The sequence below is a fragment of the Pseudomonas matsuisoli genome, from assembly GCF_014647635.1.
Classification (GTDB): Bacteria; Pseudomonadota; Gammaproteobacteria; order Pseudomonadales; family Pseudomonadaceae; genus Pseudomonas_P; species Pseudomonas_P matsuisoli.
The window spans coordinates 28,850-52,464 of record NZ_BMPO01000002.1 but is presented as its reverse complement, the minus strand read 5'-3'; the positions used below and the strand labels follow the sequence as shown (position 1 = coordinate 52,464).

19 protein-coding genes are annotated in these 23,615 nt (G+C 61.3%); 15 read left to right on the top strand and 4 right to left on the bottom strand.

Annotation, left to right across the window (positions count from 1 at the left end; all coding sequences use genetic code 11):
- Window positions 1-374: 374 nt before the first annotated feature.
- From IEY47_RS03760 to ggpS, 11 genes are all read left to right on the top strand, one after another.
- Entirely contained in the window at window positions 375-2,258 is a 1,884-nt protein-coding gene (locus tag IEY47_RS03760) for a methyl-accepting chemotaxis protein (RefSeq protein WP_188981833.1), read from the top strand.
- Between the two features lie 128 nt (window positions 2,259-2,386).
- Window positions 2,387-3,346 (top strand): AAA family ATPase, encoded by a 960-nt coding sequence (locus IEY47_RS03755; RefSeq protein WP_188981832.1) that lies wholly within the window; start codon window positions 2,387-2,389, stop codon window positions 3,344-3,346.
- A complete protein-coding gene (locus IEY47_RS03750; protein ID WP_188981831.1) occupies window positions 3,346-4,305 on the top strand; it encodes a DUF58 domain-containing protein in 960 nt (319 codons plus the stop codon). The genes IEY47_RS03755 and IEY47_RS03750 overlap by 1 nt, the downstream gene beginning before the upstream one ends.
- A complete protein-coding gene (locus IEY47_RS03745; RefSeq protein ID WP_188981830.1) occupies window positions 4,302-4,790 on the top strand; it encodes a DUF4381 domain-containing protein in 489 nt (162 codons plus the stop codon). Before IEY47_RS03750 ends, IEY47_RS03745 begins: the two co-directional genes overlap by 4 nt.
- Window positions 4,783-5,784 (top strand): vWA domain-containing protein, encoded by a 1,002-nt coding sequence (locus IEY47_RS03740; protein WP_188981829.1) that lies wholly within the window; start codon window positions 4,783-4,785, stop codon window positions 5,782-5,784. Before IEY47_RS03745 ends, IEY47_RS03740 begins: the two co-directional genes overlap by 8 nt.
- Entirely contained in the window at window positions 5,781-7,493 is a 1,713-nt protein-coding gene (locus IEY47_RS03735) for a VWA domain-containing protein (RefSeq protein ID WP_188981828.1), read from the top strand. Before IEY47_RS03740 ends, IEY47_RS03735 begins: the two co-directional genes overlap by 4 nt.
- Window positions 7,490-9,124, top strand: coding sequence for a BatD family protein (locus IEY47_RS03730; RefSeq protein WP_188981827.1), 1,635 nt, complete (start codon window positions 7,490-7,492; stop codon window positions 9,122-9,124). The genes IEY47_RS03735 and IEY47_RS03730 overlap by 4 nt, the downstream gene beginning before the upstream one ends.
- Window positions 9,125-9,239: 115 nt before the next feature.
- Window positions 9,240-10,064, top strand: coding sequence for an HDOD domain-containing protein (locus IEY47_RS03725; RefSeq protein WP_188981826.1), 825 nt, complete (start codon window positions 9,240-9,242; stop codon window positions 10,062-10,064).
- A 382-nt stretch (window positions 10,065-10,446) separates the two neighbouring features.
- Window positions 10,447-11,211 (top strand): sugar phosphate isomerase/epimerase family protein, encoded by a 765-nt coding sequence (locus IEY47_RS03720; RefSeq protein ID WP_188981825.1) that lies wholly within the window; start codon window positions 10,447-10,449, stop codon window positions 11,209-11,211.
- 223 nt (window positions 11,212-11,434) lie between these two features.
- Window positions 11,435-12,694 (top strand): MFS transporter, encoded by a 1,260-nt coding sequence (locus IEY47_RS03715; RefSeq protein WP_188981824.1) that lies wholly within the window; start codon window positions 11,435-11,437, stop codon window positions 12,692-12,694.
- Between the two features lie 163 nt (window positions 12,695-12,857).
- Entirely contained in the window at window positions 12,858-15,155 is a 2,298-nt protein-coding gene (gene ggpS / locus IEY47_RS03710) for a glucosylglycerol-phosphate synthase (protein ID WP_188981823.1), read from the top strand.
- Window positions 15,156-15,339: 184 nt separating this feature from the next.
- Here ggpS and IEY47_RS03705 read toward each other — a convergent pair whose 3' ends face one another.
- Window positions 15,340-16,239 (bottom strand): AEC family transporter, encoded by a 900-nt coding sequence (locus IEY47_RS03705; protein ID WP_188981822.1) that lies wholly within the window; start codon window positions 16,237-16,239, stop codon window positions 15,340-15,342.
- A 306-nt stretch (window positions 16,240-16,545) separates the two neighbouring features.
- Between IEY47_RS03705 and IEY47_RS03700 the strand changes: the two genes are divergently transcribed.
- Window positions 16,546-17,667: an aldo/keto reductase gene (locus tag IEY47_RS03700; protein WP_188981821.1), complete on the top strand. Its 1,122-nt coding sequence runs from the start codon at window positions 16,546-16,548 to the stop codon at window positions 17,665-17,667.
- Between the two features lie 111 nt (window positions 17,668-17,778).
- Here the strand turns inward: IEY47_RS03700 and IEY47_RS03695 are convergent, their stop codons facing one another.
- A complete protein-coding gene (locus IEY47_RS03695; RefSeq protein ID WP_188981820.1) occupies window positions 17,779-18,519 on the bottom strand; it encodes an SDR family oxidoreductase in 741 nt (246 codons plus the stop codon).
- A 129-nt stretch (window positions 18,520-18,648) separates the two neighbouring features.
- On the bottom strand, window positions 18,649-19,404 hold the full coding sequence (locus IEY47_RS03690; RefSeq protein WP_188981819.1) for an SDR family NAD(P)-dependent oxidoreductase: 756 nt from the start codon (window positions 19,402-19,404) through the stop codon (window positions 18,649-18,651).
- 153 nt (window positions 19,405-19,557) lie between these two features.
- Between IEY47_RS03690 and IEY47_RS03685 the strand changes: the two genes are divergently transcribed.
- A complete protein-coding gene (locus IEY47_RS03685; RefSeq protein WP_229779177.1) occupies window positions 19,558-20,463 on the top strand; it encodes a helix-turn-helix domain-containing protein in 906 nt (301 codons plus the stop codon).
- Between the two features lie 126 nt (window positions 20,464-20,589).
- Here IEY47_RS03685 and IEY47_RS03680 read toward each other — a convergent pair whose 3' ends face one another.
- A complete protein-coding gene (locus tag IEY47_RS03680) occupies window positions 20,590-21,345 on the bottom strand; it encodes an SDR family oxidoreductase (protein WP_188981818.1) in 756 nt (251 codons plus the stop codon).
- Window positions 21,346-21,497: 152 nt separating this feature from the next.
- Between IEY47_RS03680 and IEY47_RS03675 the strand changes: the two genes are divergently transcribed.
- Window positions 21,498-22,424: an AraC family transcriptional regulator gene (locus IEY47_RS03675; protein ID WP_188981817.1), complete on the top strand. Its 927-nt coding sequence runs from the start codon at window positions 21,498-21,500 to the stop codon at window positions 22,422-22,424.
- 64 nt (window positions 22,425-22,488) lie between these two features.
- Window positions 22,489-23,556: an NAD(P)H-dependent flavin oxidoreductase gene (locus IEY47_RS03670; protein ID WP_188981816.1), complete on the top strand. Its 1,068-nt coding sequence runs from the start codon at window positions 22,489-22,491 to the stop codon at window positions 23,554-23,556.
- The last annotated feature ends 59 nt before the right edge of the window (window positions 23,557-23,615 follow it).

Here is a 23,615-nt window from a genome sequence, read left to right as displayed (position 1 = left end):
TGCGACATATTCATTCACGCCCCGACCGAAAGGTGCAACCGGGTTGCACCTAACGTCGCGCACTACGCTCTGAGGTCTGCGCTGAACGTCTAGGCGGCCCATGGGCATGCTTTAGTTCTGATACGACAGGCACAGTGCAGTTCAAAACAAGTGCGCGTGATTCGGTCTTGGCCCTGACAGCGTAGAACCGATGTGCGCCGCGTGGAGGATTTTCGACAGACACATCAAGGGTCAGGCGATCGCTCGTGCAGGTTGGCAAGCCAGGTATCCCGCCGCTCCGCCTGCCAATTCACCGTTGATCCTCAAGTTAGTGGAGCTTCTGTCGATCTCGTTGTAGGGTTCGCCACACAACAAGAAGATATCAAGGAGCCATCATGTCGATGTTTCTGTCATGGAAGCAGAAATTCCACTTACTCATTCTCGTGACCCTCGCGGGCCTCGCGCTCATGGCGCTGACCGCGCTTTGGGTGAACCAAAGCCTGAGTGCCGCGCTCGACGCTCAAGAACGCGCCACCGCCTATGGCGGGCTGACGACGACGCTGTCCAATGACTGGCTGAAGCTCGAGGGCTTGCGCGAACGGCTTTCCGCACCCCAGATCCCCGCATTTACCGAGCAGTTGGCGCGCATCGAGCCCGCCGCAGAACAACTCGTCGAGCAGGCGAAGACATTCGATGATGCACGCCTCCAACAAAATGCCGAATCCATTGCGACTGCGGTGAAAGCCAACGTGGGCTTACAGCGGGAATGGCTGGCCCTTCAGCAACGCTTCGGCCTCGAGCCTTCCCAGGGCGAACGTAAAGCCGCTGTCGATGCCGCGGCGCCCTTGGAAGCGATCTCCATCGCACTGATCCAGCCGGCCATCGCCAAGGCCATCTCTGCGCAACGCGATTACCTTTCCACGCAAGACCGTCAATTCGCGCAGGCCACCCGTGAAGCCATCGAGGAATTACGTAATAAGCTGGTCGAGCTGGATTGGACGGACAGCCAGATAGGACAGAACGCGGAAGCCTTCGCTGCGCGCTTTGCACAGGTGGACGCGCTGATACAGCAGATCGTGACCACGGAGAAGACGCTGTCAGACGGCGCTCAACACGTCGACACTCAACTTGCCAACCAGCAACAAATGCTGCGCGACGGCGTACTTGCCAAAGCCCTGGCTCAAGCGGAACACACGCGCCGGTCTGGTTACTGGCTGCTCGGTGCCGCGTTCGGGATCATCGCGTTCGTGCTGCTGCTATCGATCATCACCGTCTCGCGACGGCTCATGGCGCAACTCGATCGCGTAATCCAGCAACTGAACCGTGTGGCCGGCGGCGATCTTCGGGCGAGCTTGGAGATCGGGCGTAACCCGCGCGACGAGTTCAATCAGCTGGGCCAGGGTACCAATGGCATGACCCGCGGCATCTCGAACCTCATCGGCCAGGTGCTGGAAGGCAACAATGAGCTGACGCGCCTGCACACCCATCTGAGCGATGCCATGCGCCAGTTGGACAACAACAGCAGCCAGCTGGAAAGCCAGACCGAGCAAGCCGCTTCCGCTTCGCAGCAAATTGCCGCGACGGTTAACGAGATGGCTCGCCGCGCGTCAGATGTCGGCGATGCCACGCAACACGCCAACGATTCGGCGCACACCGGTGCCGAGGTCGTCCTGGCGAGCGCTGAAAGCATCCGTGCGCTGTCACGGCTGATTCAAAACACGCACGGGCAAGTCAACGCGCTGATCCAATCCAGCACCCAGGTGACCGGTATCGTCGATGTCATCAATAGCTTGGCGGACCAGACCAACTTGCTCGCGTTGAACGCCGCGATCGAAGCCGCGCGTGCGGGAGACGCCGGCCGCGGCTTTTCTGTCGTGGCGGACGAGGTGCGGTCCCTGGCGCAGAAAACCGTCTCGGCCACCACCGATATCGCCCACATCATCAACGAACTCAAGTTGCAGACCGAAAGCATGGACACCTTGATGAACGATGGCGTGCGGCTCGCCAACGAGGGCGAGCGTCAAGCGGGGGAAGCCGCCGGCGCGATCGATGTCATTACTCAATCCATGGATCGACTGAGTGCCGAGATGACTCAGGTCGTGGTGGCCATCGAGGAGATATCGGCAACGACGGAAGACATCGCGGCGAAGATGGAAGACATTCATCGCAGCAACCACGAAACCCGGCAGTTGCGGACGGCCCTGGACGACCACACCCACAGCCTTTCAAGGCGAGTCCAGTCGCTCAGCGAAACCACGGGGCGCTTTCAGATCGCCTGACGAACAGCCGAAAGCGGGGCCAGGCGAACGCTTGGGCCTTGCCCGGCTTGGCGGCAATCGAGCGGCTTCGATAAGATGTGCCACCGACGCGGACCGCCCCGCGTATTTCCTGCGTGGAATCCTGACTCATGGAACACCGAGAGGCGCTTGTCGCGCTGCGTCAATACCTGTCGACCCAGATCCTAGGACAGGAAAAACTGGTCGAACGCCTGCTCATCGCACTCGTCGCCGATGGGCACGTCCTCGTGGAGGGCGCGCCTGGCCTGGCCAAGACCAAGGCAATCAAGGACCTCGCCGAAGGCCTGGAAGCCGAGTTCCACCGGATTCAATTCACGCCCGACCTCCTTCCTGCCGACATTACCGGGACGGAAATCTATCGCCCGGAAACCGGCAGCTTCGTATTCCAGCAAGGCCCGATCTTCCACAACCTGGTGCTGGCAGACGAGATCAACCGTGCACCTGCCAAGGTGCAGTCGGCATTACTCGAGGGCATGGCCGAGCGCCAGGTCAGCGTTGGCCGCAGCACGTACGAATTGCCACCGTTGTTCCTGGTGATGGCGACGCAGAATCCCATCGAGCAGGAAGGCACCTACCCGTTACCGGAAGCGCAGCTCGACCGCTTTCTGATGCACGTGAAGATTGGTTTTCCCGACGCGGCAGTCGAGCGGCGCATCCTTCAACAGGCCCGCGGCGAGGCCCTCAATGGCGAAAGTCAGCCGGAGAGCAAGATCAGCCAGCAAGCGATCTTCGCTGCGCGTAAGGAAATTCTTGGCCTGTACATGGCCGATGCGGTTGAGGAGTATCTGGTGCAGCTGATCATGGCGACCCGTACGCCGACGCGCTTCGATACGGAGCTGGGCGAGTGGATCGCCTACGGTTCCAGCCCACGCGGCTCGATCGCACTGGATCGCTGCGCGCGCGCCCACGCTTGGCTGGGCGGTCGAGATTTCGTCAGTCCGGAAGACATCCAGGCCGTGGTATTCGACGTCCTGCGCCACCGGATCATCCTGTCGTTCGAAGCCGAGGCGGCGGGTGTAGATCAGGACAAAGTGGTGCAACGCATTCTCGACACGGTGGCGGTGGGCTGATGCCGACCTCGATGGCAGTCGACCAGGGGCGAACGCGGGTCGATCTGGCTGGACTCATCGAAATGCGTCACCGCGTGCGGGAAATACGTTTGTTCTCAATGCCCAACCGGGGCAGCCCCTTGAGTGGCGTTCACCACTCGCGCCTGCGTGGCCGCGGCGTCGACTTCGATCAAGTGCGGGTTTATCAGTCCGGTGACGACGTCCGTAACATCGATTGGCGTGTCACGGCGCGAACCCAGGTCCCCCACACCAAGCTGTTCCATGAAGAACGAGAAAGGCCCGTGTTCATTCTCGCGGAGCAAAGCCAACGCCTGTTCTTCGGCAGCGCACATGCCTTCAAATCCGTCGTCGTGGCGCGGGCGGCGGCCCTGCTGGGCTGGGCCTGCCTGGATCACAATGACCGGATCGGCGGGTTGGTCTTTGGCGACCGCGCGCACCATGAGGTCAAGCCCCGCAGAAGCAAGCAAAGCCTGCTGCAGCTCTTCAACCACCTCGAACGTTTCAGCCAGGGCTTGAGTGCGGCGGACATGGCAACCCCGGATGCCTTGGTGCAGGCGCTGCGCCGGGCACGTGAGGTGCTGCGTCCCGGTAACCTTGCCATCGTGCTCTGCGACGAGCGCGGTCTGGATGACCAATCCGAGCAGCAGTTGATCCTGCTTGGACGGCACGTCGAACTGATGCTGCTCCCGGTGTACGACCCGCTCGATCGGGCCTTGCCTGTCGCCGGCCTTTTGCGCTTCCAACAAAGTAGCGGGCAAGACAGCGCCGAGCTCGAACTCGATACGAACGCGGACGCGTTGCGTGCGGGCTACGCTGCGCTTGCTCAAGCCCGCATGATGCGCTGGCAGCAATTGGCACAACGCCTGAATGTGATGCTCCTGCCACTGAGCAGCGCTGAGGATGTCGTCGATCAACTGCGCGACCAACTCGACACCCGTATTCCGGGCCGCCACCGATGAGCACGCTGGACCGGCTCGAGCCGCTGATCGAACCCGCCGCCGTTTCGGCGTGGCCGCCTGCGCCGGGCTGGTGGGCGCTTGCAGTATTGCTCTCGCTACTGGCTGTGCTGGTTTGGCATAAACGCGCACGCAAGGTTCCTTCAGCGCCCTCCCCCGATCGCGCCGAGGTCGACCCATTCCGCCAAAGCGCACTCGATGAGCTGGCTGCCTTGCCACCCCCTTATGGACGCAATGCCGCTCCGTGGCTACAGCAACTCAATGCGCTGTTGAAGCGCGTGTGTAAGGCGCGCTATCCCGATCAGCACAGTCAGACGTTGAGCGGACGGGCCTGGCTGGCCTATCTGGACACGCGTTGCACCGCTGCCGGGCTGACCCGCTGGATGATCCTCGTAGACGGCGCCTATCGCGCGGATTGCCGACTGGATGATCGCGCCATCGACGGCTTGCAGCTAGCCGTCGAAACCTGGATTCGCAAGCATGCTTGAGTTCGCCTGGCCCTGGGCGTTTCTGCTTGCGCCACTGCCGTGGATCATGCGTAGGCTATTGCCGCCCAGCAAAAGCCGAGAAGCGGCACTGCAGGTAGCGTTTCTCGATGAGCTCCAAACACTGAGCGGTCAATCCACCACACGCGTACGACCGAACTGGCGAAGCCTGACATTGCCCATCGTCATCTGGATTCTTTTATTGATCGCCTGCGCGCGGCCCGAATGGCCAGGTGACGCCCAACCCCAGCCGATCAGCGGACGAGACGTGCTACTGGCCGTGGACGTGTCGGGTTCGATGGACTATCCCGACATGGAATGGGAAGGCCAGCCCGCCAGCCGGCTGCTGCTGGTAAAGCACCTCTTGGGTGACTTCATCGACGGCCGTGAAGGCGATCGGCTCGGCCTCATTCTGTTCGGCAGTCGCGCCTATCTACAGGCGCCACTCACGTTCGATCGCCGCACCGTACGCACTTGGCTGGACGAAGCGCTGATCGGCATCGCCGGCAACAACACTGCCATCGGCGACACCATCGGCCTTGCGGTCAAACGACTACGCGAACGGCCCGCCAACAGCCGTGTTCTCGTGCTCGTAACCGACGGTGCGGAAAACGGCAGCAGCGTTCCCCCGGCGACCGCCGCACAGCTCGCGGCGGACCAGCAGGTAAAGATCTACACCATTGGTATCGGCAGTGACTCGGGTGCAGAAAGCCCCGGGCTATTCGGCTTCACCCCGGGCTCGGACCTGGATGAAGCCCTGCTCCGCTCGATCGCCGAAAAGACGGGCGGCGAGTACTTCCGCGCAACCGATCACCTCGAACTCGCGGCGATCGAGGAAGCGCTCGATCGGCTCGAACCCGTCCAGCAGGCATCGTCCGAAACGCGCTTCAACGAGCCGCTCTACCCCTGGCCGTTGGGTGCTGCGATGGTGCTGACGTTGGTGATGGCAGGCTGGCACACCGGCTTGCGTGTCCGCCAACGCGAGATCACGCCATGACCGATCTATGGCCGCATCTGTCGCGCCCCTTCTGCTTGCTCCTGCTTCCAGTATGCGCCTGGTTACTGTGGCGGCTTTGGCATCGCCGCCGCCGTCAGGGCCAATGGCACGCGCTGTTGCCGGAGGCGTTTCACACGTTGCTATTGGTGGGTGAAGATCGCCGCGCAAGCCGCAAACCCTGGTTCGTGCTCGGTGCCGTATGGCTACTGACCGCCTTGGCACTGGCTGGCCCGAGTTGGCAGCACCATCAGCAACCGATGCTCAAGCTCGCCGACCCGCTGGTGATCGTGCTCGATCTAAGCACGGAGATGCTGTCGGGGGATCTCGCGCCCACGCGATTGGAGCATGCCAAACGCAAATTGCTGGACCTGATGAATACCCGGAAGGACGCGCAGACCGGCATCGTGGTTTATGCCGGCAGCGCGCATACCGTGGTGCCCCTGTCGAACGATAGCGCGACCACGCGCAATCTCCTGAATGCCGTCGAGCCGAGCATCATGCCCGAGCCCGGCCACCGGGCAGACCTCGCGGTGGGTCGTGCATTGGAATTGCTCGATCAGGGCGCCCACGGACGTGGCGGTTTGCTCCTCATGACGTCTGCCCTGAATCCAGAGGAACGTAACGGCATCCAGCGCCTGCTCGAAGACCGCTCTACCCCACTGAATATCCTGGGCTTTGGCACCGCGCAGGGCGCGCCCATCGCACAGGGCGATGGCGGGTTCCTGCGTGACGACCAGGGCGCCATTCTTCTGCCACGGCTCGATGCGGGGGCCTTGGAGGCATTCGCAGATTCACTTGACGCGGGTTATCACACCGCGCAAATCGGCGATGCCGATCTCGATGCCCTAGACCTGCTGTCGGCCTCAGGTGACGTCCGCCCGGAGGCCGACATGCGGCAATTCGACATTTGGCAAGACCAGGGGTATTGGTTGCTGCTTCCCATCGTGCTGCTGGCCGCGTTTGCCGGCCGCAAAGGCTGGATACTTGTGCTGCCCTTGCTGTTGTCCATGCCGCAGACGAGCTTCGCGTTCGATTGGCAGGACCTGTGGCTACGTCCCGATCAGCGGGGACAGCGCCTGCTCGAAGCCGAGCGTCCAGCGGAGGCAGCGAAGCGCTTCGAGGATCGCCGCTGGCAAGGGATTGCCCTTTATCAAGCGGGCGATTACGAAGGTGCCGCCAGCCGTTTTGCCCAGGGCCAAAGCGCCGCAGACCGTTACAACCTCGGTAACGCCATGGCCCGTGCAGGCAAGCTCGAAGCGGCGATCGATGCGTACGATCAAGCGCTCCAGCAGGCGCCTGACCTCACCGCTGCGCAGACCAACAAAGCCCTGATTGAAGACTTGCTTCGCCAGCGTCAGGCTCAACAGCCTGACCCCAGCGCGGGTAACAGCACCGACGACGCCGACGGCGCGACGGGATCGCCCGGCAACGTTACGCCGCAGCCAAACGCCGAGACACCGTCCGAATACCGCTCCGACGGATCCGAGCAAGGCGAGCATCCTGGTAGCGAAGAGGTGTTGCCCGATTCCGATCAGATGCAAGGACGTGAGCAGAGCCGTACCATGCCACCTTCGAGTGCGGACGAATACGATGAGGAAAGTCGTCAGGCACTCGAGCAGTGGCTAAGGCAGATTCCTGACGACCCGTCCGAATTGCTTCGTCGCAAGTTCTGGTATGAACAGCAACAGCGCCAGGAAAATGCCCCATGATTCGTCTGCTCTACGCGCTGTCGCTTTTATTACCTGCCATGCTGGCATCCGCTGCGGGCCTCACCGCGAGCGTCGACCGCAGCACCCTCATCCAGGGTGAAACCGTCGAGCTGACGCTGGAAATCGCCGACAGCACGGCATTCGGCAAACCTGATCTCAGCCCGTTGCATGACTTGTTCGACGTGCTCGGCTCGCGCCAGGTCAAAAGCGCCGGGCTCGGTAGCGGTGGTATCGCGGCGAGCACACGCTGGATGATCACGCTGCAGCCCAAGCCTCTCGGCTACGTGGTGATACCGCCGCTGCAGCTCGGCAGCGCCACGAGCGAACCGATCAAGCTGCACGTTCAGGCACCCACTGCACCAGCCCGCGACACCTTGGCACCGGTGTTCATCGACGCCAGCCTGGATCAGGACTCGCCCTATGTCCAAGCGCAGGCCGTGCTAACGCTGCGCATCTTCCACTCCGTTTCGCTCTATGACGACAGTCGCCTGACACCGCTGCAAATGGCTGACGCACAGACTGAACAGCTGGGCGAAACCCGAACCTACGAGCAGGTCATCGGCGGCGTTCGCCACGGTGTGATCGAAGTGCGCTATGCGATCTTCCCGCAGCGCAGCGGCGATCTGGTGATCCCCGGCCAGGAATTCAGCGCAACCCTCGTAGACCGGTCTGCACCCAACACCTTTACCCCATTCGGCCCGCGGCCAGGCAAGGTCACCCGGGTGCGTTCACCCGATATACCGCTGCAGGTACGGCCGAAGCCCGCTGACTATCCGGCCGATGCCCCATGGCTGCCCGCGCGCGCGCTGACGCTCACCGAGGCATGGTCACCCGAACCCACAGAGGTGAATGTCGGTGACTCGCTCACGCGCAACCTGATGCTGCGCGCCGAGGGTCTTTCCAGCACCCAGCTTCCGGCCTTGCCAGGCCTGCTTCTGGACGGATTACGCAGCTATGTCGATCAACCCCGGCTTGCCAATCAAGGTGAAAGCACCGGCGTGATCGGTAGCCGAGAGGAAAGCCAGGCGCTGGTTCCGACCCGCGCAGGGAATTTTGAAATACCGACCCTGACTGTGACGTGGTGGAACACCCAGGAAGACCGGCTGGAACGAAGCGAGCTTCCGGCAAGAACGCTTTCGGTAGGCGCTGCGCTGATCGCAGAAGGCGTGGCCGGCCCCGGACAGACTCCAAGCACGGCGGGTTTTTCAAGTGCGCGGCTATGGCCGTGGCAACTTGCGTGTGCGGTTCTGCTGTGCACGACTATCCTGGGTTTCAGCCTTTGGTGGCGCGCACGTCGACGAACACCCGCGGTGCTCACCCCCGTCGATACTCCCGACGCCCGTGATCTGCTCGACGACTTGCGCCGCGCGTGCCAGGCGAACGATCCGCATGCCACGCGCCATGCCCTCGATGCCTGGGCACGCCAGCAGCCAGAGACATTGGCGGACATGGCCGCGCGCTTCGCACCGCTGTCCGATGCACTCAACGGGCTCAACGGCGCGCTGTACAGTGAAACGGGGCACCGCTGGCAAGGCACCGGGCTCTGGCGCGCCATTCGCGAACTGCCGCCGCGTACGGCCGTGGAAACGCAGGACGACGAAGGCAGCCTGCCGCCGCTCTATCCAAAGTAGCCGCCGGGCACCCGTACCGGCGCAAGCAAAATACAGCTTTCGTCGAACGGCACTGGAATGCCGTCAGTCACCACCTATGCTTGCCGATATCCCTCGCCGACAAACGGACGCACGTATGGATATCGACACACTCTTCGCTGACCTGCATACCTTGCCTAGCATTCCCAAGGTGGTGCAGGAGCTTATCCAGCAATTCGACAACCCGTCCTCCAGCCTCGAAAGCGTTGCCAGGAACATTGAGCGCGATCCCGTGATCTCCGCGAAAGTACTGCGCCTGGCTAACTCGGCACGCTTTCGCGGTGCCCGTGAGTCGGCGAGCATTGAAGACGCGGCGATGCGCCTGGGCTTCAATACCCTGCGCACGCTGGTCCTGGCATCCGGGCTTACGGCTGCATTCAAGGCAGCCGCCAACTTCGACCTCAAAAGCTTCTGGACGGACAGTTTTCGCGTGGCGAGCGTCAGCCGGTTGCTGGCCAAACAGGCCGGCAAGGAGGCAGACACCGCCTTCAGTTGCGGCATGATGCACAACATTGGCGAGCTGTTGATTCAGACCGGCGCTCCAGAAATGGCGGGCAAGCTCAACTTGCACGCGCATCGCGATGCCGCCGGACGTGCAGCTGAGGAAGCCCTGCAACTTGGCTTCGGGTACCCCGAGGTGGGGGCCGAGTTGGCGCGCCGATGGAACCTACCTAAAACGATTCAGAACGCAATCGCCTATCAGGCACGGCCCAGCCAATGCCCGGACGATCCGAGCTACGCCCGGATACTCGCCCAGGCGAGCTTGATCTGCGAGGCGATCACCCAACAAGGCGGACTTACACCCGAATCCAGGCATGAATTCGACGGGCCGCTGTTCGAAGGGGTCGATCTGGACAAGCTGTTCACGGACCTTCCCGCAGTGCTCGAAGCTGACAAGGTTTTCGTGGAACAACTGAGTTAGTCGTGCACGTCCCAGGCGGGTGCGCGTCCATCCGCCTTGCGCCGTACAGGAACAGCATTGCCGGTTCGCATCGATAACGGCATCTGCAAACCATTCCAAAAAGCTCATCGCCCCGCTCCGGTGGACTTTCCTCGCGGCGTGCCTCCGCGTCGGCAAAGCCCACTCCCCCCTCCGAATCAACTGCGATGCCCGGCGGATGGCCCAGTTTGGCCGGCGTAGATGAAACATTGAATTTCTGAAGGTCGCTGCCTATCCAAACAAGCCGAGGCGAAAGGTCGAGGTGTCTATTTCGGCCTTTTCAGTTATTGACTGGCACACGGGAGGCGACGTGAACCTACTAGGCATATGCACTTGGACACTTGGAATCGATGAGCCCGAGGCCATGATTTCAAAAGCCCGCGAGCTCGGTCTGGACGGCATACAGTTCTGTGGTACGCCGAGTCAGTACGACGCCCATGAGCTACGAGCCTTAGCGCACGCGCAAGGTATGCAGATATTCGCCATCGACCCCTTCGACTGCGCACCAGAAGACCCCACCCAAGCAACCGCCGAAGGCGCAATCGCGTTCTACCGCCAAGCCATAGATTTCGCTCGTGATGCAGGCGCGCCCTGGGTGACATTGCAAGGGTTGTCCGCATGGACGCAGAACTGCGAGAACGAAAACGCCGCCTGGGAGCGGTTGGTGAGCTGCATCAGGACGTTGGAAACGTACGCGACCTCGCAGGACATTCGCCTCGTCTACGAAGTGGTGAATCGCTACGAAGTCCCGATGATTCGCACCTTCGATGAATGCATGAGGCTGCTAAGCGATGTTGGCAGTTCGCGCATAGGCATTCTCCTCGACAGCTTTCACATGAACATCGATGAAACCGACCCCTGCGCTGTCATTCGCCGCTGTGGTTCACGTCTCGCCAGCTATCACATCTCCGACTCCAATCGAGGCGGTATTGGTAGCGGGCATATCGACTACCTCGCCCAACATCGTGCCCTGCAAGACATCGGCTTCGACGGTCCGGTCATGGTGGAAATCGTTTTGCCTCACCTGACCCCAACCAAGACGCCACGGAACAGCGACGAACGCTCGCGCCTGGACGAAGAAATCCGTCGCAGTGTCCGAATCTGGCGTGCAATGAACGGAAAACATTGACCCCATCGAGCGCCCAGCAGGGCAACTGCACCAAAAAGTCGCCCGCCCCGTCACTCGCCAGCCGCACCAGTCATGGAAACTGAGTCGAACAGGAGATTTTCTTGCACGTCGCTGAAACACCCGAGATAGAGCCATCTTCTTCATGCGAGCAAACGCCGATCCGCCCTTTCGTGGCCCGGTTCATGCTTGCCAACCCCCTCAGATTTGTTAGGGTGTAGCGCTTATGCCATCACTGCTTCTACCCATCAGCTCGCTGCTGTGCGGAGTAGCCCTGCTGCTGCTTGGTAACGGCCTTCTCAACACCTTGCTTACCGTCCGCGGTTCCGCCGAGGGATATTCGTCCACCCTCCTCGGCTTGGCGATGTCCGGCTATTTCGTTGGATTCTTGGTCGGTATCTGGATCGCGCGCCCACTCATCCGTCGTGTGGGTCACATTCGCGTATTCGCGTTCTACGCGGCGCTGGCTGCCGCCACGGCGCTCATGCACGTCCTTGTCGTCGATATCTGGGTGTGGATGGTGCTCCGCGTCTTGTACGGCATAGCACTCGTCACGCTCTACACAGTCGTCGAAAGCTGGCTCAACGCACAGACACCAGGCGAACAACGCGGCCAGGTCTTCGCGATCTACATGGTCGTGAACCTCGGCTCGTTAGCGTTGGCGCAGCAACTGCTGCAACTGGACGACCCACTCAACTTCACCTTGTTCGCGGTGGCCGCCGTGCTGATCTGCTGTGCGGTCATGCCACTTGCGATCACCCGTCAGGCACAACCGCCGGTGCCCGATACGCCGCATACCAACTTGCGACACCTGTTCAATGTTGCGCCCATTGCAGTCGTCGCATCACTGCTGTCGGGTCTCGCCCTGGGCGCGTTCTGGGGAATGGCTCCGGTCTACGCCGGCCTGCAAGGGTTCAGCGCGAGCGACATCGGTACGCTGATGAGCGTGACCATCCTGGGGGGCGCAGTGCTGCAATTGCCTATCGGGCGGTTGTCGGATCGCTTCGATCGTCGGACGATCCTTATCGGTGTGGTTGCCCTCGCGACCGTTGTGAGTGTGCTGATTGCGCTGCTTTCGGAGAAAACGCCGCTAATGGCGATGATGTTCCTTTTCGGCGGCTTGTCATTCGCGATCTATCCTATTGCGATGGCGCAGCTGATCGACCAGTTGAACCCCGAGGAAATTCTGTCGGGCTCGAGTGGCCTGCTGATGCTCAATGGCGCGGGTTCGGCGGTAGGCCCGCTACTCGCTGGCGTGCTCATGGATGCGGTCGGGCCCACGGCGTTGCCACTCTATTTCGCGCTCATGCTTGGCCTGCTGTTGGCCTACGCCCTGTATCGCCGCCGACATGTGACCGACCTTGTCTCGGGCAACCCGGGTCACTTTGTCCCGATGGTACGCACCAGTCACACCGTCTTGGAGCTCATGCCCGATGCACCCCATGACGATGAGTCGGCTCAGGAGCCGATGAGAACTGCTTCCTGACGGGGTTCGCCCCGTCATGATTTCACCGCAGGGCCAGATTGTTGGCGATAAAGCCGCCTTTATCCCCAGCAAGTTGGCGCCGGCGAACACTTGCTAGCGCTCAGCGCTACACCCCTTGCAGGCTGGGTAGATGCCAGCCCATTACGCTAAAAGGAGACAGCGCATGCTACTTGCTACCGATCTCGATGGGACCTTTCTTGCCGGCGATCCGGAAGACCGCTTGAGCCTGTATCAGACCATCGCCGCACACCCGGAAATCAAGCTCGCTTATGTCACGGGCCGTAGCCTGGAGGTGGTCCTTCCGCTGCTCGCCGACCCGACCCTGCCGCAACCGGACTACATCATCTCCGACGTCGGCGCGAGCCTCTATCACGGTGAAACGCTCCAACCCATCCAGCCGTTGCAGAACCATATCGACGTCCTTTGGCCAGGCGACTCCGTGGTCGCCCAGGCGCTGGCTCCGTTCCCTGATCTCGAGCGTCAAGATGTACCCCAGGCGCGCCGGTGTTCCTATTTCTGTACCCCTGAACGCGCCGCGGACCCTAAGTTGCAGGAGATCGCGGACGAGCTGGGGTGTGACCTGCTCTACTCCAACGGTCTTTACCTGGACTTCCTCCCGAAGGACGTCAACAAAGGCAGCTCGTTGCTGAAGCTTGCGGACCACCTGGGTATTCCCCACGGCGAAGTGCTGGTAGCGGGCGATACGCTCAATGACCTGTCGATGTTCAATTGCGGCTTCAAGGGCGTTTGCGTCGGTGAGTCAGAGCCGGGACTGCTCGAGGCAACCCAGAACAACACCTTCACCTATCACGCGACTCGTCCTGGTTGCGGCGGGATCTTGCAGGCATTCGCGCATTTCGGCTTTCTCGGCGAGCACGGCATCGCGGCTGAACGCCGCGTCGCCGCGCAGCCCGGCCAAGCCGAGTTGGTCATCGTGTATCACCGCCTGCCCTACGAAGAGCACCGGGTCGATGGCAAGATCCAGCGGCGCCGTCCGAAATCGCCTAATGGCATCATTCCAACGCTGCTGAGCTTCTTTGGCGATGGCCGTAAGGGTTCCTGGGTCGCCTGGGCCGTCGAGGAAGAAGGTGAAGCCTTCGAAAAACATACGACGGTGGACGCCGAACAGTATCCTAAGCTCACGGCAGCCCGTGTGGGCTTGTCTCAAGAACAGGTCGACATCTTCTACAAGCGCTTCTCCAAGGAAGCGTTCTGGCCGACCTTGCATACGTTCTGGGAGCGGGCCACGTTCCGTGAAGACGACTGGCAGGTCTATCTCGACGTCAACCGCGCTTTTGCCGAACGCACTGCACGCGAAGCCGCCATCGGCGCCACGGTCTGGCTGCACGACTACAACCTGTGGATGGTACCGGCCTACCTGCGTGAATTGCGCCCTGATCTGGTCATTGCCTTCTTCCACCACACGTATTTCCCATCGGCGGACGTATTTAACGTCTTGCCATGGCGGCGCCAGATCGTCGGTAGCCTGCTGCAATGTGATTTCGTTGGTTTCCACATCCCGCGCCAGGTCGAGAACTTCGTCGATGTTGCGCGCGGCGTGACGCCGCTGAAAACGGTCTCGCGACAGAACTGCGCGCCCCGCTTCCTGACCTACGGTTGTGCTGTCGGCCTGGAGACGATGACCACCGCCGTCGATACCGGCACCCGCACCGTCAAGCTTGGCGCACACCCTGTAGGCCTCGATGTCGAACGCGTTCGCCAGAATCTGGAGCTGGAAAAAGTCCAGGAACAGATGGCGAGACTGCGCAAGGAGCTGGCAGGCATCCGCTTGATTCTTTCGGTGGAACGCCTGGATTACACCAAGGGGACGCTGGAAAAACTGCAGGCCTACGAGCGCATGCTGGAGGAATACCCGGACCTGCATAACAAGGTCACCTTGGCCTGCGTGTGCGTACCGGCGGCGCGTGAGATGACGATCTATGACGAACTGCAAACCCAGATCGAGCAGACGGTCGGGCGCATCAATGGTCGCTTCGCCAATGTCGGCTGGACACCACTGCAGTTCTACTTCCGTGCGCTCCCGTTCGAGGAAGTCGTCGCGTGGTACGCCATGGCGGACGTCATGTGGATCACGCCGCTGCGTGATGGGCTTAACCTCGTTGCCAAGGAATTCGTCGCGACCCAAGGCCTGATGCAAGGCAGTGGGGTCCTGGTGTTGTCGGAATTCGCTGGCGCCGCCGCGGAACTCAAAGGGGCGATTCTTACCAACCCGCACGACGCCGCTGACCTCGCCAGCAGCTGCTACCACGGCCTTAACCTGCCGAAAGCCGAAGCGCAGGCACGTCTGCGTGAATTGTTCGACGTCGTGTCGTATTACGACATTCGTCATTGGAGCAAGGAGTTCCTCGACGCAATCGAACCTGGCGGCATTCAGGATGCCAGCAACGTCCATCCCGTCCCCGGCAGCATCGTGCCGCCTCCGGTAGCCAGTGCGAGTTGAGCACCTGGGAGGCATTTCCAACCTGTAAGGTGGATTAGCCGCGTCGGGGGTAATCCACCTTCTACCTCGTCCTAAGGGAGCGCTGCGGTGCGATCTTCGATCGCATTCGCGGCTAAAGCGGATGGCCGCCCCGCCGCCCCTACAAGAGCGGTGTGCTGTTTTGTGGGGATGAGCAGATGAACGCTCAAATCGCAGACGCGATCGCCATCCAGAGCGGCAGGGTCACGATCGAAAACGCGGTGGACACGAGGATGGTCGAACTGCTGATCTTGACGTCCCCCGGCGTACGGGCGAACGCCAGTACATTCACGCCAGCGGGATTCGCCGCCATCACGATGAGCACCGCACGGGCCAGCGGGTTGAGCCCCACCAGCACACTGACCAACAGCACCGCTGCCGGCATGAGTACGAGCTTGACCACGGTCAAGCCCACGGCCAGGCGACTGGGCATCAGTCGGAAGGTGGATAGGTTTGCCCCGAGCACGATCAAGGCACAGGGTAAAGCGGCATCGGCCATCCAATGAAGGACATGATCGACAGCGCCCGGCAGGCTTATCCCCGAGACGTTGATCGTGATGCCGATGAGAATGCCCACGATCAGCGGGTTGGCCAGATTGGTGAGGAAGCCTTTCATGCTGAACGCTTCAGCACCGGCAAACGACGTGTACAGGCTTTGGAAGGTGAACAACAGGAGCGAGTGAAACGCGAGTACGCTGAAGGTGTAGATGAGCCCCTGGTCACCAAAGAGGGTTGCGACCAGCGGAAGACCAATCAGCACGTTGTTGGAAAAACACGCACAGAGCCCCAGCGAGGTTGCCATGCCAAAGCGGCGATGCATGTACAGGCTGGTGCAAACGAACACACCTAAGGCGGGGATGAAGTACGCCAGCAGTAAACCGGGTGAAAACCCTTGGTCCAGCCGCGCCGTGGCCAGCCCGGTCAGCAGGACACAGGGTAGGAACAGCTTGAACGCCACAACGCTGACACCCTTGGCCAGATCAGGCGTGAGCACGCCGAAGCGGCATAGCCCGTAGCCAAGCATGATCAACAAAAAGATCGGCAGAATTGCATTCAGCGCCGCCACGGCATTCATCCTCGCAAGCAGGTCATTCGAATCGACGCAGCCCGCATGTGGATGGCGATGTACCGAACGGAAACAAGCGCCGTTTCTACCGTAACTTCATATGTCAAACAAGCGTTCTTGAGCGATCGCAGCGCGTTTTGCCCGTTCTCGTGCGCCCCTTTCCAGACGACAGTCCAGACGCTTCGGGGATACGGCCATGGAAAAGCCCACAAGAATTTACATAAGTTACCGCTGACATCGTGGAACCCTGGCGGGAGGCGTCTAGGTCGTACCTTGGAGACCATTGAATGCCAGGAGCAATCACCCATGCGACGCCGCCCCTTTCTGACTTCCGCCGCCATTGCTGCCGCGTCTCTTGCCGCCGGCCCCTTGCTCGCCCACGCCAACACTGCTTCGACCGCTGCCAAGCGCCCGGAAGATCTGCCCATGAACGACGGCAAGTACAAGCGCTATCGCCCGGCCTATCGCTACGGATACGGTTGCGCAATCGCCCTGGGTGATATGCGCCGAACGATCAGCAATGCTGATGCGCAAGCACTGATGAAGGCCGCGTGGGATGCGGGTATTCGTTACTTCGATACTTCGCCCTGGTATGGGCTCGGCCTGAGCGAACGCCGCGTGGGTTATTTTCTGTCACCGCAGGAGCGGCAGTCCTACGTGCTGTCGTCCAAATCCGGCCGTCTACTGAAGCCTGAAGTGGGCTTTTCTCACGACAATTGGCAGGGCGTGAACAACTTCAACTACACCTACGACTACAGTGCGTCCGCGACTCGACGTTCAGTGGAAGACAGTTTGCAGCGCATGGGTGTGCCTAGCCTGGATGTCGTTTTCATCCATGATCTGTCGCCAGACAACAAGGATCTCGGAGAAGGCTGGAAGGAACGTTTCGAACAGGCGAAAAAAGGCGCAATGCCAGAACTCGTGAAGATGCGTGAAGAAGGCCTGATCAAAGGCTGGGGGATGGGCGTCAACACCTTGGAGCCCTCGCTGGGCGCGATCGAGGCATCCGATCCCGACATCATTCTGCAGGCGTGCCAGTATTCCCTCATCCAGCATGCCGATGCGGTAGAGCGTCTGTTCCCGGTGTGCCGCGAACGCGATGTTTCACTGGTCATCGGCTCGCCGTTGAATTCCGGCTACCTCGCTGGCAACGACTATTTCAATTACTCGAAAGACATTCCGAAAGGCATGGCCGAAAAGCGCGCCCAGGCACAGGCACTGGCGAAGAAGCACGGTACCGACCTGCGAACGGTAGGGCTGCACTTCTGCAATGCGCCGGACGTCGTGTCCGCGATCATTCCCGGCGGCAGCACGCCCGAGCAAATTCGGCAAAATGTCGCCTCGATGTCGGCGACGGTACCTGCGGCGTTTTGGCGGGAAGCCAAGCAACAAGGGCTGATCCACGAGGACGCACCTGTCCCCGCGTAAGCAAACGCCGGTATCGCAGAGGCGGTGCCGGCGGGTCTTGCCCGGTCGAACGCTCGAACCACGCCAATCGGGAGGGTCGAGGCAAGCGTCGTCCGTAGTTACGCGTTTTCGCTAGACCATCCCGCCATTCACGCGCAGCACCTGCCCGTTCACCCAGGCACCATCCGGCCCCGCGAGGAAGGCGACCGCCGAGGCAATTTCATCAGGCTGACCAATGCGCTCCAGCGGCGCCGCTTGCGCGAGCTGCGCGACCATCTCATCGCTTTTACCCTGCATGAACAACTCGGTTTCGGTAGGGCCTGGCGCGACCGCGTTGACGGTGATGCTGCGACCGCGCAGTTCGTTCGCCAACACCCGCACCAATCCCTCCACGCCTGCCTTGCTGGCGATGTAAGGGCCGTAGTTGGGAAACGACTTGCCGATTACGCTGCTGGACAAGGCGATGATGCGCCCACCTTCCTGCAACCGGGCGGCGGCCTGGCTGAGTATCAGGAACGCGCCGCGCAAATTGGTCGCGATCGTACGGTCGAATGCGTCCAGGCTATCCTCCTTGATCGGCACCAGCGCCATGATGCCGGCGCTATGCACGACGACATCGAGGCTGCCGAAGGCGTCATACGCGCCATCGAATAGCGTCGTGACTGCAGTCGGTTCGGTGACATCACCTTGAATCGCCACCGCGTTGCCGCCGTTACGGGTAATGTCGGCGACCGTTTCCTGGGCCAGTTCATGGTTACCGGCATAGTTGACGACGATGGCATAGCCATCGGCCGCGAGCCGCAGTGCGATGGCTTTACCGATCCCGCGTGAAGCACCGGTCACCAATGCCGTTTTTGCAGTGTGCTGAGTCATGAAAGCTCCTCCGTTGGGGTTGCGCTCATTTTCTGTATTGCAGCGGGTCCGATAAACCCCGGCCGCTTGCGAACACTATTCAGCACCCGTCAACAATTACGGATGAGCCAGGCAACGCCATCTAGCGTGCTAGCCGGCAACAACGGACATGCCACCATCGGCCATCAGCAGGGCCCCAACGATGTACGACGCGCGCTCCGATGCAAGGAACGCAACGACTTCAGCGATCTCTTCCGGGTGTGCGGCGCGTCCAATCGGCGTTCCACTGCCATGCTCCGCCAGGAACGCGGCGCCGTCGTCGACCACGTCATTGAGGATGTTGGTCATTACATCACCACTGCCCACCGCATTGACGCGGATACCGTGCCCGATGGCTTCGAGCGCCAACGTCCGGGTCAGCTGCATGAGCGCCCCTTTGGATGCGGCATACGCAGCGATGGTTGGAAATGCGAGAAAGGCCGCATAAGACGCGATATTCACGATCGCCCCCGTCCCCTGGGGAACCATCACCTTCATCGCCTCGCGCGAATGCAGGAAAGCCGCAGTCACGTTGACGGCTTGGATGCGTTCCCAATCGGCACGGCTCATGTCGACGACGGGTTTATTGATGATGATGCCCGCGTTGTTCACCAGAATATCCAGCCGGCCGAAGGCCTCCATCGCGACCTTAACCGCAGCCTCTGCGGCCCCGTCGCGAGTGATGTCCGCGACCAGCGGCGTTAGTCCCTCTGCCGCCAGCGTTTCGACCGCTGGATCGATGTCTTCTGCCACGACCGCCGCGCCGCGCGCTTTCAACAGCAGCGCGGTAGCGCGTCCAATACCGCTCGCCGCACCGGTCACCAACGCGACTTTGCCTTTCAACTCTGCTTCTGTTGTTGCCGTCATGGGAAAGCCCTCCGCCACGGTGACGGCCGGATTGCCGCCACCTTTGGCTCGTAGGCTCGCTGAACGAAGGTTTTAGCGCTTTCGCCTTCTTGCGCATACCATCGTGATCTTGCGGTCAGCGCACTTTTTCGGCTGAGGGACCACTCATCCGCCATGAATCGCACAACGTCATCGCCAGTCACACCCGCAGCCATGCAGGCCTGCCTTCCCAGCGCTTGTCCGAAACTCCACGCGCTGGCTTCGGGCCCAGCGGTGGAAGTGCAGCGCTACCACCATCACACCATTACGCGACCGATACTCGTCCCCGCCGTTTCGGAACCCTTGGTCGTCCTCATCCTGGGCGGTACCGCCCGCGTGGAAGAGCGTACGCTGTCCGGCGCCTGGGACGCCTACGACGTCCGCGTGGGCGACTTCTTCCTCACACAATCCACCGAGCCGTACGAAATGCGCTGGCGCACGGGCACCGAAGGTTTCGATGTGATGCATGCCTACGTGAGCCTGGCGTTATTGGAGCAAGCGCGAGCGAGTCTATGGGGCGGGACGCGACAAGTCGTCGCCTTGGAAGAAGTGTCGGGTGGGCACGATGAAACGCTGCGTAGCCTGATGCTGTTGCTGCTGAGCGAATTGAACCCTGCCAATACGCCCAATCCGTTATATCTGTGGGGCGTGGGCCAGGCCCTTAGCGTCCACCTCCTGCGAACCTACGCAATCGATGCCGCGGGCTACCGACCGCAAAGGTTACCTGCGCATCGACTGAAAAAAGCCATACGCTGGATGGATACGCACTTGGCGGGCTCGTTCGATCTCGATGCCATTGCGCTGGACGCAGGGTTGAGTCCATTTCATTTCAGCCGCTGCTTCAAACAATCGACCGGTACGTCGCCGCTGCAATACTTCCTCCGCTTGAAAATGGAGCGTGCCGGCCACCTGCTACGAACGAGCTCGGCACCCATTACGGAGATCGCACTCGATCTTGGCTATGCCAGCCCTGCGCATTTCGCTGCACGCTTCAAACGAACGATGGGCACGACACCGAGCGCTTATCGACATTCAAGTTGAGCTACGCTGCTCGAATGCATGCGCGCCATGGGCAATGGCGATCGTGCCCGCCTCCCTGTCAAACCCAAAACGCTTCCCCGTCGCCTACGCGTGGCAAGAGAAGCGATGGAATGGGGAAATTCACGGCTAAATCGCTTGCCCACCCGACACTTCGATTCGCTGGCCGTTGACCCACCGATTCGCGGGTGACACAAGGCTCGCGATCATGGGCCCGATGTCGTCCGGCACACCGGCCCGACCCAGTGCGGTCATGTCGGCGAACACCTTATTCAGGTCAGGCATATCCCGCACGGCACCGCCCAGAAAGTCGGTTTCTATCGCACCGGGAGCGACCGTGTTCACGGTAATACCGCGGTGCCCTAGCTCTTTGGCCAGATAGACGCTCAAGATCTCGACCGCCCCCTTCACTGCCGAGTACGCTGAAAACCCCGGATAGGAGACGCGCGTCAGTCCCGTGGAGAGGTTGACGATACGACCGCCATCGGCGATCAGCGGCAACAGGGCCTGCGTCAGGAAGAACACGCCCTTGAAGTGAACATTCACCAGCGCATCGAATTGCGCCTCGGTGGTGTCTGCGAATGCCGCCATGTCACCATGGCCCGCGTTGTTCACCAGGCAATCGAAGGTTTCACACCCCCAGATGTCCTGCAAAACGCGCTGCAATTCAGCGGTGAATGAAGCGAAGCGCGCCATGCTGCCGACATCGAGTTGCAGTGCGACCGCGCGGCGGCCCATGGCTTCGATTTCCGCCACCACCGACCGTGCACCTGCCTCGCTGGCCTGATAGGTTACGATGACGTCGCTGCCCGCACGGGCGATACTCAGTGCAGTGTTACGCCCTAAGCCGCGGCTAGCACCGGTTACGAGTGCAAGTTGAGTCATGTGAAGTCTCCTGTTCAAGTGGACGGCTTCATTTAACGAGCATCCGGTTTTGCATGCGTTGCCAGAACGGCGGCGAGACTTGCCTATTTCTCCAACTCGCAATTGCATATCGCCCAGGCTGTCCACACGCCCGGCATGAACGAGGCCTATCGATGAACAACCCGTTGCTCGATATCGTGCTGCGCTACGTCAACACGCATGCAGACGATGCAGGCCTGGCTCATACGCCGATTCCCGGCCTTACCGTGATACGCGCTTTGGAGCCGAGCGCGTTGATGCATGCCATCTGCAGCCCGCTGGTCTGCCTGGTGCTGCAGGGCATCAAGGACGTTGCGGTCGAAACTCGTAGTCTGCGCTTTCAGGCGGGCGATTCACTGTTGATTACGGCCGACGTCCCCACTGTCAGCCAGATCGTGCAAGCGAGCCCTGAGGCGCCCTACCTGTCGCTAGTGGTGAATCTCGACGCGGCGGTGATCGCCGATCTGACGACGCAAATGGAACACGCACCGCTTGCCGACGACGCGCCCGTCCGCCTCGAACCCACTGACAGGGAGGTCGTCGATGTCGCCATGCGTCTCATGCGCTTGCTCGACCGGCCCGAGTCCGTTCCGGTGCTGCATGCGCAGCTCATTCGTGAACTGCACTACTGGTTGCTTGCCGGCAAACACGGGGAAGCGATTCGCCGGCTGGGCTGGCCCGACAGTCACGCGCAACGCGTCGCGCGTGCGGTGGCTCGGATGCGCACGGACTTTGCCCAGCCCTTGCAGCTTAAGCGCCTGGCTGGCATCGCGGGTATGAGCACATCGTCCTTTCACCAACACTTTCGCAATGTCACCTCGCTGTCGCCCCTGCAATTTCAAAAGCAGCTGCGCCTGATCGAAGCACGGCGCCTGATGCTTGCCGAAGGCATGACCGCCAGCGGCGCCGCATTTGCCGTGGGCTACGAGAGCGTTCCTCAGTTCACCCGAGAGTACCGCCGGATGTTCGGCATGCCGCCGGCGCGTGAGGCGGGCGTCACGCGCCACCGACTGCAATCCGCGCCGCACGCCTCGGCACAAGGCGTTCAGGCGTTGCTCTAGACCAACATCCGATCGCTGAAAGGCGTATCGTCAACACTCTCTCGACAGACAGGACGGCCCGCTAATGACCTCAGCCCGCGGTTTCACGGATGCCCTTGGCATTCAGTACCCCCTGATCCAAGCGCCGATGGCAGGCGTATCGACCCCTGAATTAGCGGCGGCCGTTTCCAATGCAGGCGCTTTGGGATCGCTGGGCATCGGTGCCAGCACCACAGAGCAGGCGCGGCACGCGATCGAGCGCACGCAGGCACTGACGTCGAAGCCCTTCAATGTAAACGTGTTTTGTCACGCCCCCGTCATGCGCGACGAGCAACGCGAACAGGCCTGGATCGAACACCTGGCTCCCTTGTTCGAGGAATTTGGTATCCCGGTACCGGACCGTCTCGACATGATCTATCCGCCATTCTGCGAGAGCCAGGAAACGTTCGAGCTGCTTCTGGAGCTGAGACCCGCCGTGGTCAGCTTCCATTTTGGTCTGCCGTCAAAGAGCGAGCTGCACGCATTTCGTCACGCGGGCATTACCACGCTCGCCACGGCGACCAATCTTGAAGAAGCGGAGCTTATCGAAGCCGCCGGGATCGACATGATCGTCGCCCAAGGCATCGAAGCCGGTGGCCACCGGGGAATGTTCGATCCGCGAGCGACCGACGAGCGCCTCAGCACGTCGGTACTGGTGCGTCAGCTCCGGCAAAAGGTGAGCCTTCCGATAATTGCGGCGGGCGGCATTATGGACGGTGCCGGCATTCGTGCCGCGTTCGCGCTCGGCGCATCAGCCGCGCAGCTTGGCACGGCGTTCATCCTTTGCCCGGAGTCTTGCGCCAATCAGGCTTATCGGGACGCGTTGAAAAGCGATCGAACCCAACGAACGATTCTTACCAAGGCGATCTCCGGTCGGCCCGCGCGGGGTCTGGTCAATCGCCTCATTGCGCATGGCGAAGCACCAGGCAGCCCGCTTCCCGCCGATTACCCAATGGCCTATGACGCCGCTAAGCGGCTCAATATCGCTGCCGCGCGCAAGGGTGACGACGGTTTTGCGGCGCAGTGGGCAGGGCAAGGCGCGCCGCTCTCCCGCGAGTTGGCCGCAGCCGATCTGGTCAAGTGTCTGGTGGAAGAATGGCAAAGCACGCCCTGACAATGGCTTGCTATTTCCGAACGCTGTGGCGCTGAGTGCGAACCTCATTCTGTGAACGG

Bases quoted from the DNA above. Each gene is read 5' to 3' on its own strand.
- IEY47_RS03760 (WP_188981833.1), top strand. From the start codon at position 375: ATGTCGATGTTTCTGTCATGGAAGCAGAAATTCCACTTACTCATTCTC.
- IEY47_RS03755 (WP_188981832.1), top strand. From the start codon at position 2,387: ATGGAACACCGAGAGGCGCTTGTCGCGCTGCGTCAATACCTGTCGACC.
- IEY47_RS03750 (WP_188981831.1), top strand. From the start codon at position 3,346: ATGCCGACCTCGATGGCAGTCGACCAGGGGCGAACGCGGGTCGATCTG.
- IEY47_RS03745 (WP_188981830.1), top strand. From the start codon at position 4,302: ATGAGCACGCTGGACCGGCTCGAGCCGCTGATCGAACCCGCCGCCGTT.
- IEY47_RS03740 (WP_188981829.1), top strand. From the start codon at position 4,783: ATGCTTGAGTTCGCCTGGCCCTGGGCGTTTCTGCTTGCGCCACTGCCG.
- IEY47_RS03735 (WP_188981828.1), top strand. From the start codon at position 5,781: ATGACCGATCTATGGCCGCATCTGTCGCGCCCCTTCTGCTTGCTCCTG.
- IEY47_RS03730 (WP_188981827.1), top strand. From the start codon at position 7,490: ATGATTCGTCTGCTCTACGCGCTGTCGCTTTTATTACCTGCCATGCTG.
- IEY47_RS03725 (WP_188981826.1), top strand. From the start codon at position 9,240: ATGGATATCGACACACTCTTCGCTGACCTGCATACCTTGCCTAGCATT.
- IEY47_RS03720 (WP_188981825.1), top strand. From the start codon at position 10,447: ATGATTTCAAAAGCCCGCGAGCTCGGTCTGGACGGCATACAGTTCTGT.
- IEY47_RS03715 (WP_188981824.1), top strand. From the start codon at position 11,435: ATGCCATCACTGCTTCTACCCATCAGCTCGCTGCTGTGCGGAGTAGCC.
- ggpS (WP_188981823.1), top strand. From the start codon at position 12,858: ATGCTACTTGCTACCGATCTCGATGGGACCTTTCTTGCCGGCGATCCG.
- IEY47_RS03700 (WP_188981821.1), top strand. From the start codon at position 16,546: ATGCGACGCCGCCCCTTTCTGACTTCCGCCGCCATTGCTGCCGCGTCT.
- IEY47_RS03695 (WP_188981820.1), bottom strand. From the start codon at position 18,519: ATGACTCAGCACACTGCAAAAACGGCATTGGTGACCGGTGCTTCACGC.
- IEY47_RS03690 (WP_188981819.1), bottom strand. From the start codon at position 19,404: ATGACGGCAACAACAGAAGCAGAGTTGAAAGGCAAAGTCGCGTTGGTG.
- IEY47_RS03685 (WP_229779177.1), top strand. From the start codon at position 19,558: ATGAATCGCACAACGTCATCGCCAGTCACACCCGCAGCCATGCAGGCC.
- IEY47_RS03680 (WP_188981818.1), bottom strand. From the start codon at position 21,345: ATGACTCAACTTGCACTCGTAACCGGTGCTAGCCGCGGCTTAGGGCGT.
- IEY47_RS03675 (WP_188981817.1), top strand. From the start codon at position 21,498: ATGAACAACCCGTTGCTCGATATCGTGCTGCGCTACGTCAACACGCAT.
- IEY47_RS03670 (WP_188981816.1), top strand. From the start codon at position 22,489: ATGACCTCAGCCCGCGGTTTCACGGATGCCCTTGGCATTCAGTACCCC.